This is a genomic window from Rubripirellula tenax (assembly GCF_007860125.1).
Lineage (GTDB): Bacteria > Planctomycetota > Planctomycetia > Pirellulales > Pirellulaceae > Rubripirellula > Rubripirellula tenax.
In genome coordinates, this window is record NZ_SJPW01000001.1 from 294,547 (window position 1) to 307,644 (window position 13,098).

Here is a 13,098-nt window from a genome sequence, read left to right on the forward strand (position 1 = left end):
CATCGTTCAAAGGGAATTTGTGAGGGAATGACGGTTCAGCGTCCGGCGTGACCGACGCGGGCATGGCAATGCACGCACGAATGTGTGTCCTGGCCATCGACGGCGGGCAACAATGGATGAACAAAGTCTTTGTGACAGTGGATGCAGGCGTTCTGTGTCACCCGTTTGTTACGTGGCTTGATTTGGATCGGATCTTTGAATCCGCCTGTTGTGAACGCCAGCGAATGGAAAAATCCGTTGTCAGCTTTCGTGACCCACTTGCCGACGAAATCATGTGGCAAGTGACAACCGTTGCAGACGGCAACATTGTGATGGCTACTCTGCTGCCACGAATCCATGTGGCCCTGCATGACGTGGCAGTTAACGCATGTAGCGGGATTGTTGCTCAGATAGCTGGCGCCTTTGCCGTATCCGAATGTGAATGTTCCCACACCGACTAGCATTCCAACAAAAACAGCGAAAATCCACGCTCCCCAACCTTTGTGAAGGGAACGTTGCTCGCTCGTTTTGGCACCGTCTTCCGTCGTAACAGATTGCGGTTTAGGTTCCGGCATGAATGCTTCCTGCAAAAAGAATCGATGGGACAAGCGTGCGTTCGATCCGGTAACGACCAAGGCGATTCGAATCGAAGTCCAATCGAGCCCCGACGTTTCTGGCGGAATTTTGGAATGGAAGATCGGATCACCGGCGGTTGAGGACCCGAAACTTGGCGGTGTGGACACCCTTCGCATCGGCGACCAATACTCGATCAAGTTTGACACCACCGAGGTACCCAGTCTTCGCCAATGGGTGGTCGATGACTTGATGCCCGTCTGCAAAACTTGGTATCCACGGATTGTGGCGACGCTTGGCAGCGACAATTTCGAACCGCCGACCGAATTTTCAATCACGTTTCGGCGAAAGATGCGTGGCGTCGCCTACACAGCGGGCAAAGACATTTTCTGTGCTGGTGATTGGTACGAAGCGAACAAGGATGGCGAGGGTATCGGTTCAATCGTTCACGAATTGGTTCACGTCGTGCAACAGTATGCCGCGCCTCGGATCGCACCGGCGACTCCTGCGGCCGAGCGACCGCGTTGGTTGGTCGAAGGAATCGCGGACCAGATTCGATGGTTTCAATACGAGCCAACCGACCGACGTCGGAAGCTTGATCCGAAGAATGCCAAATACACCGACGGCTACTTTGCCTCAGCGATTCTGGTCGACCATGTCATTGCAGAACACGGTTCCGAATCGATGCCGCGATTGAACGAGGCGCTTCGACAAGGACGGTATCACCCCGGTCTATGGCAACAGTGGTTCGGAAAAACGGTCGATGAATTGTGGGCCGAATGCCAGAGCGATGGATCACCGCGATCGAAGTGATTCGACGATCTGCAAACGCACGGCTCGAAAGGCCGGCAAGATTCCGCCGATCAATCCCATCGCCAGCGCGAGTGCCATTCCCTGGGCCAGCACTTTGGGGCCGAATCGAAACGAGAAGGTGATCTCGCTGAACGTGGCCGCGTTCTGGGTCCCGCCGGTGATCCCGTTAAGCGGAATCGTCGCCAAGCATCCAAGCGCTCCACCCACCAGACACAGCACCAGCGATTCCAACAGGAACGATGACAGAATCGCTCTCCTTGGGAACCCCACCGCGCGAAGCGTTCCGATCTCGCGACCGCGGCTTGCGACCGCCGAATACATCGTATTGGATGCAGCGAACATTGCGCCGATCGTCAAGAATCCGGCGATCATGTAGGCAACGACCTTCAATGCGATCGATGAAGATTTTTGGCCTTCGAAGTAGTCCATTTCGCTGACGACTTTCATTTTGAATTGCTCGTCGTTGCGAACGCGTTCGACGATATCTCGACGCGCGGCTTCATCGGGGACTCGCATGTTGACCACCGATACAGCACCGTCGAATCGCTGGGCCGACGTCAGGTCGCGCAAATCGGTCCAAACTTCAGATTCGGCGGAACTGCCGTCGGCTTCGAACAGTCCGACGACCGTGAACTTGACGTTGTTGACGTCAAACGTCTCGCCCAGCCCAAGCGTTTCAAAGCGATCGGCGATGCTTCGACTGGTGATCAGTTCGTTCACGCCCGGTTGGATGTCTCGGCCCTCGACGATTTTGAAATTCGGTCGCAGTTGTCGTCCGACTTCGTCCAAACCTCGGACGATCACGTTTGCCGTGCCACCGCCGACCCGACGGGGTTTCATCAGAATCGTGATGAATTCGCGTGACGCCATCGGCACCCCGTCGGCTGTGGAAGCGATTCCCGGCAGATTCGCCAACTCGCGTGCCACATTCGGCGCCACCGTGCTGGACATTTCATCGTCGGATCCCTGCCGCATCACGATCAAGTCGTCGGGATCGCCCGACGAACCCAAGGCATGCTCGATGCCATCGATCATGCCAAAGGTCAGCACCGACGCGAACACGACGACGCCAATCGCGCCGCACGTCAACAGCGTCGTCGCCCAGCGAACGCGCAGCGAACGAATGTTGTATTTCAGTGGGATCATTTATACGACTCGGCGAAGACCATTGACCACGGACAATTGAGCGGCCATCACCGCGGGAACGACGCCGCTGATAAACCCGATCGCCGCGGCGACCAAGGCCAAACCGACCAACCACGTTCCGAACATGGACGAAATGGGAATCGGAAAAAACTGTGAGGCAATGGGGACTTTCGAGAACATGTGCAGCATCCCGAGACCGCCGGCAATGCCCAAGATCCCCCCGAGCATCGCGATCAACGTCGATTCGCCCAAGACCAAAGCCAACACACGTTGCTTAGAAAATCCGATCGCCTTCAAGACAGCTATCTCGGTTGTTCGCTCACGCATGGACATCGCCATGGCGGTGGCGGCAACCAGTGCCAGCGCGAAGACGACCGCCAACGAGATATAGCGGATGTAAGTTTGTACGTCGCCGAGCATGTCGGCGAACATTCGAGCAAACGCGGCTTCGGTGCGTGTGCGAGTCGAACTGTCGCTATTGGCAAACATCGTATCGATTTCGTCGCACACCTGTTCGACGTCCTTGTCGTCTTTGCATTTCACGTAAATCGATCCGGCACCTGGGCCGAACGCCGCCTCGCTCTTGCTGGACTCTTCGTCAAGGTATTTCCAGTCGAACCAGATCGATCCCGAATTGCGAGGCGAGTCGTAGGTGCCGACCAACTGTAAGTCCAGATCGACCTGATAGATCGTTCCTTGCAATGGGATGCGATCGCCAACCTTCCAATTCATCTGCTCCGCAAGCGCCTTGCTACAGACGGCGGCTTGGCGATTCGACTTAAACGCCGTCAATTGGTCCGTCGGAAGTTCGAATTCCTTGTAGATGTCGAACGCCACCTGCGGGTCGACGGCGAACTGGGCAAAGAGGGCTTGCTTGTTCAGGTAGTTGCCACCAAACCACGCGAACGGCATTGCGGTTTCGACGGAATCGAGAGCCTTGACTTTGCCCACGTGAGCGATCGGAAGCGGCGCGGCGAAACCCAACTTGTTCAGCACGACGACTCGGTCGTATTTTTCCGACTGCTCGGCCGCCACGGTTTGCATGGTCAAATAACCGTACAACATCGTCATCAGGGCTAACGAAAACCCGATCGATAGTACGGTTAGACTCGAACGCAGCTTGTTCCGCGTGACGTTCCGCCAGATATAGACGAGCAACTTCATACAACGGTCTCCTTAGAATCCACTTGGCTGTCGCCGACCAAACGTCCATCCAATAGCTGCAACGTCCGTTTCGCACACGCGGCGGCTCGCGGGTCGTGAGTCACCATGACGATCGTCTTTCCGAATTCTTCATTCAGTCGCCGCATCAGTTCCAAAATTTCGGCCCCCGATTTGGCGTCCAAGTCACCGGTCGGTTCGTCGGCCACGATCAGGGTCGGATCGGTCGCGATCGCACGTGCGATGGAGACTCGCTGTTCTTGACCCCCAGACAACTGAGTCGGGTAGTGGTCTTTGCGATCCGATAGCCCCACGATCTCGAGCGCCGTTTCAACCTGGGCCCGCCGTTGTTTTCGATTCAGCGGCGTCAGCGTCAACGGCAACTCGACGTTCTCGTACGCCGTCAACACGGGAATCAGATTGTACATTTGGAAGATGAAACCGACGTGACGCGACCGCCATTTCGCGAGCGCCGATTGAGAAGCCGCGGCAAGGTCTTCACCACAAACGTAGATGTGTCCCGAGGTCGGTTGGTCGAGCCCTGCAATTAGATTCAACAGTGTCGACTTCCCGCTGCCCGATGGCCCCATCAAAGCCGTGTAGTCGCCCGCTTCCAATTGCAGGTTCATGTCCTGCAACACGGGGATCACCAAATCGCCGCGGCGATACTGTTTGCAAACGTCTTGGACCAGGACGGTGGGCTGCTGGGGCGTCTCGGATGCATTCATGATCGAATAGACAGTTCAAAAAAGTGGTATCGGATTCGCCGACTCGCATGCACATCATGGGATCGACGAAGCCGCTTCAAGTCAACCGTGGCCAGCCGCCTTGCAGCCTGTTGAAAAAGGGGTCTGACCCTCTCCGACGTTTCGAATTCACAATATTTCAGCAACGTCTCCAAAGGGTCAGCCCCCTTTTTCAACAGGCTGCTAGTCGACGACTCGCACGGGCATCCCGGGTTCCAGATCCGACGGGTCGACGATGATCCGCTCGCGTCCAGACAGTCCGGCAAGGATTTCGGTGCGATCGTCTCGCGTTTCCCCGGCTTCGACCGCAATTTGCTGAGCCCGATCGTCTTCGTCCACAATCCAGACGTACGCTTCCGTATCGCCCCGCTGATCCACCGACTTTGATTCGCAAAACATTCGCGGCTCTTCGCTGACGACGACTTCGCCGCGTTCGGGTAAGAAGAAGACGGTGCCGCTCATTTCAGGAAACAGAAGCGAATCGGCGTCAACGATGCTGACACGAACTTTGATCGTCGCGCGAGCTCGGTCACCCATCGGAATGATCTTGGCAACGATGCCGTGATACTTTTTGTCGGGGACCGCGTCGACGGCAATGTCGACTTGTTGATCGGGACGCACCCGCGAGATGAAACCTTCTTGAACGTCGCATTCGATTTCCAAGTGATCCAAATCGGCGATCGTCGCAACGCTGCCGCGCCCCGAGTTTCCGCCGGTACCGCCCGGCAAGATCGATTCGCCTTCTTCGGCGTCCTTGGAAATCACCGTGCCATCGAAGGGGGCGCGGATGAACATGTTTTCGAGCAACTGTTCGCTTTGACGCATTTGCGCCTTCATCAAGTCCACGTCGGCTCGCAGTGAGTCCAGTCGAGCGACGGCCGACTCGTGCGTAAACCGAGACTGATCGTACTCCGACTCAGAGATGCTGCGCCCCTGCCGCAGTTTGACCGCACGTATCTTGTCCGCTTCGGCTTGTCGGATCAGGATCACTTGTTCGGCCAGTACCGCTTCGGCCTTGGCAACCGATGCCGCGGACGCCGCCAGCGATGCGTCCAAGTCCTTGTGATCGAGTTCGGCCAGCACGTCACCCTTCTTGACTTCGTCGCCCTCTTCGAACGTGATCACGTTGATGCGACCGGGTGTTCTCGCGCCAATGCCGGCTTGCCGGTGTGATCGTAAATAGCCGGTTGCCACGACAACGGCATCCGCGGATCGGCCCTTTTGAACTTCGATCGACGCCAAGCCGACGTCGACACGGTTCTGCATGATGTCGGGCATCCAAGTCGATCGCCCCAACTTGTCGCCGAACGGCAACGGACGCTTGGACATCACGTAGCCGGCCGCTGCACCGATTGCCAACAACAGCAACAAAAACATCGGCCAGCGTCGACGTTTTCGCGGCGCATCACGCTCGATTCTCAGCGACGCAAGGGCATCGGGCTTAGCGGTCGCCAATCGTACGTTTGCGGGCGGAGGATCTTTGACAGTCATGAGCACGCTATAAACCAAAAACACCTGAAGCGATCGAAGACTACCATCATAGTCGATGCTTCGTTTGCCCATCGTGCTTTTCGGCGCGATCTTGAATCCCGCTACACTTTGGTACTTAAGCAATGACACGTGAGGATCTGTACGGAAACAACTTCGTTAATTCATCCTCCTTTCTAAGAAGGGTCGAGCGTCAGCGAGGGGAGGATTCAGTGCTGCCCCTCCCCTCGCTAACGCTCGACCCTCCCGCTGCGCGGGCAGGGTGAAATGACGAAGTTGTTTCGGAACAACTCCTAAGCATTTCCGATTTGGCAGCGATGCCGCGTCAGGCTGGAAGCCTAACCTAAAGTTGTTAGCCCAGGTGCAACGCTGACCTTGCCAACTGCAACCAAGACGTTCCCACCGCGTCGACGTTCATGTTGTACGCCTTGGTCGGAATGTAGGCCCGTTTGTTGTCGACGATTCGGATCGGAATCTGTGTGTGTTTCTCGAGCTGTTCGATGCGACGTCGATTGGTGTAGTGCAAAACGATGAATCGATCGTTCGTCGTGATCGCCGCGATCTGCCAAGCCGCCGCGTCCATCCGCAATTCGGCCAGTTCCAACATTCGTATAGCCGACGGCGGGGGTTCGCCGAACCGATCCTCCAGTTCCTCACGAACCGCGCCGATTTCGCTCGCGTTGTTGATCTTCGCGATTCGTCGGTAAAGATCGATTTTGTGTCGAAGGTCAGGCACATAATCATCGGGCAAATAGGCTTCGACAGGCAAATCGATGTCGACGTCGGCGGATAATTTTGGCGGCAACTTTTGCAGCGTTCGCACGGCGTCTTCTAACAGCGAACAATACAACTCGTAACCGACCGCCGCGATGTGCCCGGATTGCTGGCTGCCCAACAGATTGCCGGCGCCGCGAATCTCCAAATCTCGCATCGAAATCGCGAAGCCCGCACCCATCTGGCTGAACTCTTCGATCGCCCGCAACCGCTTTGAGGACTCGGGCGAAAGGTGTTTGTGCTTGGCAACGATCAAATGGCAATACGCTTGGTGCTTGTAACGCCCGACGCGGCCGCGAAGCTGGTGCAGTTCGCTCAATCCGTATTTGTCACCGTCGTCGATGAACATGGTGTTTGCGTTGGGGATATCCAAACCGCTTTCGACGATTGTCGTGGCGACCAGCATGTCGAACTTGTGTTCGATGAAGTCGACCATGACTTGTTCGAGTTCGCCTTCGCCCATCTGTCCGTGACCGATGCCGATCCGCACTTCGGGAACGATCGACTTCAACTTCTCGACCAATTGCGGCATGTCGCCGATGCGGTTGTGGACAAAGAAGATCTGTCCGCCTCGATTGAGTTCGCGAATGATCGCCGTACGGATTAGGTTGTCGTCCCAGCGGACCACTTTGGTCTCGATCGAGCGACGTTCGGCCGGCGGTGTTTCCAAGTTGCTTATATCACGCACACCGACCAACGCCATGTGCAGCGTCCGAGGAATCGGAGTCGCCGATAGCGTCAACACATCGACGTTGCTGTGCAGCGTTTTCAGTTTTTCTTTGACGGCGACGCCGAACCGTTGTTCTTCGTCGACGACCACCAGACCCAAGTTGCTGAAGTCGACGTCTTTGCTGGCCAATCGGTGCGTGCCGACGACGATGTCGACTTTGCCGCGTTTCAAATCCTTGACCGTTTCGTTCTGTTCGGCGCGGGTGGCGAAACGCGACAGCTTCCGAATCTCGACCGGAAACTCAGCCATCCGCTCGCGAAAGTTGTGATAATGTTGTTCGGCCAACACCGTCGTCGGCACGAGTACCGCGACCTGAAACCCGCTGGTAACGGCCTTGAACGCGGCCCGCATGGCGACTTCGGTCTTTCCATAGCCCACGTCGCCACAGATCAGCCGGTCCATCGGGCGCGTCGATTCCATGTCGACCTTCAACGCGTCAATCGCGGTCAATTGGTCGGGCGTTTCCATATACGGAAAACTGGCGTCGAACTGTCGCTGCCATTCGTTGTCGAGATCGAACGAGATGCCTTGCCGGGTGGTCCGCTGGGCCTGCATTTCCAACAGTTCTTCCGCCATGTCGGTGACCGCCGACTCGGCCGCTTTTCGTTGCGACTTCCATGCTTGGCCGCCGATCTTGGCCAACCGCGGTTGTCGCGTGGTCCCGCCGACGTAACGTTGGATCAATCCGATGCGCGACGCCGGCACATAGATCTTGCTGCCCTCGTCGAACTCGATCGTCAAGTGTTCCAGATGCTGGCCGTTCTTGTTGATGTTTGTTAGTCCGCGATACAGACCGATACCGTAGGATAAGTGAACGACTAGGTCGCCCGGTTCCAACTGCATCAAACTGTTGATCGGTTTCCCGCGAGACCGCGAACGACCGCGGCGAACGGGGCTGCGGTGAAACAGTTCGGCACCGGTCAACACCAAGACCTTCGCCGCAACCAATCGGAACCCGCCCGACAACTCGGCAACCGTCAAGTGCAACCGGCCTTCACGAGTCGCGGCCGAATCGTGCAATAACTCGGTCAACCGTTCGCCGTCGGCGGGAGTGTCGCCGACCAGGATGACTTCGTGTTCGGCGGCAACCGTGTCGATCTTCACCAACGTTTCGTCCAGCGACGACGCGAACGCGTCGGCGCTGCTGGTGTTCAGGTCGACGATATTTTTCGCAGGCCCTTCGGCCAGTGATGTAGCCGTGATCACGGTGTGACCGGACAACGTCTTCATCAACTGGTCATAGGTGATCAAGTTGGCGTCGTCGCTGGTCCGCTTGATAAGGTCGTCGGCGGTTTTTCGAGTGTCTTGCGGATCGACGACGATCACGATCGCATCTTTGGGCAAGTAGTCGGCGATGGAGCCGAATGCGTCTTGGCCAGATGACTCGTCACTGCCGCTGACGCCAACGGCCGCGATCTCGATGTGATCAAGCGACTCGATGCTGCGCTGGCTGCCGGGATCGAAGCGACGAATCGATTCGATTTCGTCGCCAAACCACTCGATCCGAATCGGTTGCGGTTGATCGGCAGAGTAAACGTCTAACAATCCACCTCGCGTTGCAAATTCGCCGGGCAGCGCAACGGCGGTCGTCGCCGCGAAACCGGCTTCGGCCAACCAGCGGCGGATTTCATCGGGATCGATCTCGTCGCCGACGCTAATTCGCCGCGTCGAGTCGCGCAGCTTCTCGGGCGTCGGCACCAACTGCATCGCGCCGCCAATGAACGCCGTCACCAATAGCGGCCGCTCGGGGGACTCGTTGCGGTGCAGAAGCTGTTGCAACACTTGCAATCGATCGGCGTAGTCTTCGTCGCGGATCGACGATGCGGAAACGTCCGCGGCAGACAATGGCAATGGAACTGCGTCGGTCAATCCGAACGCGATCGCATCACCGGCAACGATATCGGCGTCGGCGGCTTGCGGCAGCAACATCAGGATATGCGGTCGCTCGATCGCAACGGCGGCCGCGAAGACTCCACGAAGGGCTCCCCAGACGCCGGAGAACGCGACCGTTTTCTTGCTCGTCAGCTTCGATAGGCGCGCGCTGATACCCGCGGCCTGGTCCATCAGACGGGGCACGTCGGCGAGCTTATGGGCGGTCGTCGCGGCGGAAGTTGCCATCAGGAGAAGCTTAGCGGATTGGCAAGCCGATGTGGCCCCGGAGTACCCTGTGTGGCCCTGCGACTCCACTCGCAGGGTGTGCTTTGTGCTTTGTAAACTGCTTTGCAGTTTACGTCCCGCGAGCGGAATCGCGGGTCCACGTAGGGTTGCCCGTTTTGGATCACCCTTCGTGGCCCTGCGACTCCGCTCGCAGGGTGTACTTTATGCTTTGTAAACTGCTTTGCAGTTTACGTCCCGCGAGCGGAGTCGCGGGTCCACATCGGGTTGCCCGTTAGTCTTGGACGGTAAGTTTTCGGCGGAACACGGTGTCTCCGTTGGTAACGTACAGGTACTGGTGATTCTGTCCCGCCAAGATGCAGCTTGTCAGCGGGTTGGCCGCGATGGGTTCGGGTAATACGCCGCATTGACGCCCCGTGGGATCGAAGATTTGCACGCCGACGTCGCTGGTCACGTAGTACCGCCCCGCCTTATCCACGGCCATGCCATCGCCACGTGATGCTTTCACGTAGGGCGGAGCTTCGTTGAACTTGAACTCTCCCTTCGCGTCGATCGGCAACCGCATTTCCATCATCGGCATTTTCGCGTCCAGCGAACCGCCCGCGCCGACTCGAAAGGTCCACGTGTGCTCGCCACCCGAATCCGAAACGGCTAGCGTACCGCCGTCGTTGGACAACGCGATACCGTTGGGACGAGTGATGCCTTCATCGACGACACTGACCTCGCCGGTCCGCGTGTCAATCCGTGTGACGCGATGGTGCTTCGTTTCCGTGATCAGCACTAAGCCATCGGCCGTCACGGCAAGGTCATTCGGTGCTAGGTCGCTGGCCAATTCCTTCACCTCACCCGTTTTCGGATCGATGGCGACGACTCGCTTCTTCGCCCCTTGGCAACCGTACAGCATCCCGTCAGGCCCAAACTCCAGTCCGCTGATCGATTCCTTTGCGATCACCGTGCGAGCCCCATCTGCCACATCGATTCGATAAACCGCCGGTGCCTTCATGTCACAAAAATAGAAGTTGCCATCCGCATCCGTACACGGCGCATCGGCGAACCCGAGTCCATCGGCAACGACTTCCCACGACTCGCCGGCGACCAACAACTTCAACAAGGTCAAGTCGCCGCGAAGATCACCATCGGTATTCAAGACGGGCGTGTGCGTTTCATTTCGCCACAACCACTTCATCGCCTCGGGGAACTTGAGCCCACCGAAGTCCGGCCCATGCTTGTACCCTTCGGCCCAATCGAAGCGAACGTCATAGCCCATGTAGCCCAACGCCGAAGCCATCAACTGGTTTGCCCACGGCCAACTACCAAACGCATTGTCGACGTCGCCGCTGGAATCGGCCATGTAGACGCGAATGGCCTTGGGTTCGGTCTTTCGCACCAGCGACGGATAAACATTGCCGCCGCGAAGATTCGTAAAGCTGCCGACGCTGCTATAAACTTTGCCGAACGATTCCGGATTTTCCCAAGCCGCCGTGAACGCACAGATGCCGCCACTGCTGGATCCGCCGATCGCTCGCATCTCGCGGTCCTTCGAAATGTTGTACTTCGATTCGACAATCGGCAGGATTTCTTCCAACAAGAATCGAGAGTATCGATCGCCCAATCCGTCGTATTCTAGACTTCGGTTCGACGGCTTTTTGTTGTTCGGCTTGGCTTTGCTGTTGCCGGGATTCACGAACACGGCAATCGTCGGCGGCATCTGCCCCGATGCGATCAAGTTGTCAAAGACGATCGGCACCCGCCATTTTTGCTTCACGTCAGCGAACCGCAATCCATCCTGGAACACCATCAAGGCGGTCGGCTTCGATGCATCGTATTGCGCCGGCACATAGATCGCCCAATCTCGCACGGTTCCGGCAAAGACTTTGGACTCGAAGGACTCCATCTTAGTGACCACACCTTTGGCAACATCCTCTCGAGCAACCGCGTCGGGATGCGGCTGCCACGCGGGGCTGGTTTCTTTGTTGACGGCCACGTCTGACTGGGACTCGCTATCCCACAACCAACGCAATGCATCGGAGAACACTTGTCCGGCGAATTGACCGCCGTGACCTCCCTCGGTCATCACAAGCTTGTGGTGATACCCGGCAAAGGCCAACGCAGCCGCCATGTCTTGATTGGCAAGCGGCCAGTTTCCGAACAGATTGTTCAGGTCGTCTTTGCCTTCTTGCAAGTAGACCTTGATCGGCTTCGCTTTGTCTTTGGTTTTTCGAATCAGTCCCGGATAGGCCCATCCACCGCGGATGTTGGTGAAGCTGCCGATGTGCGACATCACTTTGCCGAACTGGCCCGGTCGTTCCCAAGCCGCCGTGAACGCGCAAATCCCACCAGACGAGATGCCGCAAACCGCGCGGTCGGCGGGGTTGCTGGAAACATTGATTCCCTTCAGCGCCACCGGCAGGAACTCATCCAGCAGGAACGTCGCATAACGGTCGCCCATCGAATCGTATTCGAAGGATCGAGTGCTGCGATCAGCCGCGCCGGCTTGGGTCGCTTTGATGGTCCCCGGATTGACGAACACCGCGACCGTTGGCGGCATGGCACCGTCGGCGATCAGTTCATCGAACACCGCGGGGACATTGAATGAACCGCCGGCCTTCATGTAGTTCTTGCCATCCATGAAGACCATCAACGAGGCCGGCTTCGCGGCGTCATATTGAGCCGGGACGTAGACGGCATATTCGCGCGTCGTGCCCGGGAACACGCTGCTGGACGCAAAGACACCCTCGGTGACTTTGCCCTCGAGCGATTGGGCCGATGAATGAGAAACGGCCATCAACGACAGGGTGACGCAGATCGCGTTAAAGAATTTGATCACGGGGCGGGACCTGATGGGGAGAGAGGATCAACCCCAAGATCATCGTCGCCCAAGCATCACGAAGCAACCGCCTTGTTCGGCAGCCCGCCGCCGCAGGGCGTACCGTGCTCTCTCTGTTGGCTGCTTTGAAGCTGACATCCCGCGAGCGGCGTCGCGGGTCCACATCGGGTGGCCCGTTGGCTGGACTAGCGTGATCTGCGTCGGCCGGGGAATGCGCTGTCGTATTTGTGTTGCCACTGGAAATACGGATCTTGCATCAGATCGGGTGCGCGGAAGCTGCCGTAGCGGTATGGGTCGTAACCGAATCCGTCGAAGCGGTAAGGATCGGGGTACGACAGACCTCGATAGCCGCCGTATCCGTAACTGGGATACGCGACGGCCGGCGCGCCGAAACCGCGAGCGGCAAAACCCGGCTGAGCGAATCGGTCGTTGGCGAAACCGTTGGAACCGCCGATCGTGATTCCGAACGATGACGAATAACCTTGGGTTGGAAATCGCTGGGACGAGTGGCGGTGGCCGTTGTTGCCGTGGTGGTGTTGAGCCAACACGTCGGCGGCTTCCGTTGCCCACACGATGGCAGCGACGATAACGATCAGACGGAACATGCTTGAGCTTTCGTTGTGACGGTGACAAATACCGTCTGAACCCTACAACTTAAACGTCAACAGTCACTCGACAATGCCATGCGATTCGAGCGGCCCGGACAACGCCACCGTCACAACCCCATCGGTCGGCACGTTCGGCCA

8 protein-coding genes and 1 pseudogene are annotated in these 13,098 nt (G+C 57.6%); 1 reads left to right on the top strand and 8 read right to left on the bottom strand.

What is annotated here, in order from left to right; translation table 11 throughout:
• Nucleotides 1-35: 35 nt before the first annotated feature.
• Nucleotides 36-554 (bottom strand): cytochrome c nitrite reductase small subunit, encoded by a 519-nt coding sequence (nrfH, locus tag Poly51_RS01165; protein ID WP_146453522.1) that lies wholly within the window; start codon nucleotides 552-554, stop codon nucleotides 36-38.
• On the opposite strand from nrfH, the gene Poly51_RS01170 reads away from it, so the two are divergent.
• Nucleotides 553-1,365, top strand: coding sequence for a basic secretory protein-like protein (locus Poly51_RS01170; RefSeq protein ID WP_146453523.1), 813 nt, complete (start codon nucleotides 553-555; stop codon nucleotides 1,363-1,365). The genes nrfH and Poly51_RS01170 overlap by 2 nt on opposite strands.
• Here the strand turns inward: Poly51_RS01170 and Poly51_RS01175 are convergent.
• The 7 genes and pseudogenes from Poly51_RS01175 to Poly51_RS01205 all read right to left on the bottom strand — a co-directional run bounded on the left by Poly51_RS01175 (nucleotide 1,348) and on the right by Poly51_RS01205 (nucleotide 12,957).
• Entirely contained in the window at nucleotides 1,348-2,511 is a 1,164-nt protein-coding gene (locus tag Poly51_RS01175) for an ABC transporter permease (protein ID WP_146453524.1), read from the bottom strand. The two genes, Poly51_RS01170 and Poly51_RS01175, sit on opposite strands and share 18 nt — an antisense overlap.
• Nucleotides 2,512-3,675, bottom strand: a complete 1,164-nt coding sequence (locus Poly51_RS01180; protein WP_146453525.1) for an ABC transporter permease — start codon at nucleotides 3,673-3,675, stop codon at nucleotides 2,512-2,514.
• Nucleotides 3,672-4,280: pseudogene (locus Poly51_RS01185) on the bottom strand (ABC transporter ATP-binding protein); the annotation flags it as partial. The gene Poly51_RS01180 and the pseudogene Poly51_RS01185, both read right to left, overlap by 4 nt.
• Before the next feature lie 321 nt (nucleotides 4,281-4,601).
• On the bottom strand, nucleotides 4,602-5,909 hold the full coding sequence (locus Poly51_RS01190; protein WP_186775265.1) for an efflux RND transporter periplasmic adaptor subunit: 1,308 nt from the start codon (nucleotides 5,907-5,909) through the stop codon (nucleotides 4,602-4,604).
• A gap of 349 nt (nucleotides 5,910-6,258) precedes the next feature.
• Nucleotides 6,259-9,528, bottom strand: a complete 3,270-nt coding sequence (gene mfd, locus Poly51_RS01195) for a transcription-repair coupling factor (protein WP_146453528.1) — start codon at nucleotides 9,526-9,528, stop codon at nucleotides 6,259-6,261.
• Between the two features lie 271 nt (nucleotides 9,529-9,799).
• A complete protein-coding gene (locus Poly51_RS01200; protein WP_146455057.1) occupies nucleotides 9,800-12,310 on the bottom strand; it encodes an alpha/beta hydrolase-fold protein in 2,511 nt (836 codons plus the stop codon).
• Between the two features lie 227 nt (nucleotides 12,311-12,537).
• The gene (locus tag Poly51_RS01205; RefSeq protein WP_146453529.1) at nucleotides 12,538-12,957 is read right to left on the bottom strand and encodes a hypothetical protein; all 420 of its coding nucleotides are present in this window, start codon (nucleotides 12,955-12,957) and stop codon (nucleotides 12,538-12,540) included.
• Between the last annotated feature and the right edge of the window lie 141 nt (nucleotides 12,958-13,098).

What these genes read in the sequence shown, in the direction of transcription:
- Poly51_RS01170 (WP_146453523.1), top strand. Translation starts at nt 553, where the DNA reads ATGAATGCTTCCTGCAAAAAGAATCGATGGGACAAGCGTGCGTTCGAT.
- nrfH (WP_146453522.1), bottom strand. Translation starts at nt 554, where the DNA reads ATGCCGGAACCTAAACCGCAATCTGTTACGACGGAAGACGGTGCCAAA.
- Poly51_RS01175 (WP_146453524.1), bottom strand. Translation starts at nt 2,511, where the DNA reads ATGATCCCACTGAAATACAACATTCGTTCGCTGCGCGTTCGCTGGGCG.
- Poly51_RS01180 (WP_146453525.1), bottom strand. Translation starts at nt 3,675, where the DNA reads ATGAAGTTGCTCGTCTATATCTGGCGGAACGTCACGCGGAACAAGCTG.
- Poly51_RS01190 (WP_186775265.1), bottom strand. Translation starts at nt 5,909, where the DNA reads ATGACTGTCAAAGATCCTCCGCCCGCAAACGTACGATTGGCGACCGCT.
- mfd (WP_146453528.1), bottom strand. Translation starts at nt 9,528, where the DNA reads ATGGCAACTTCCGCCGCGACGACCGCCCATAAGCTCGCCGACGTGCCC.
- Poly51_RS01200 (WP_146455057.1), bottom strand. Translation starts at nt 12,310, where the DNA reads ATGGCCGTTTCTCATTCATCGGCCCAATCGCTCGAGGGCAAAGTCACC.
- Poly51_RS01205 (WP_146453529.1), bottom strand. Translation starts at nt 12,957, where the DNA reads ATGTTCCGTCTGATCGTTATCGTCGCTGCCATCGTGTGGGCAACGGAA.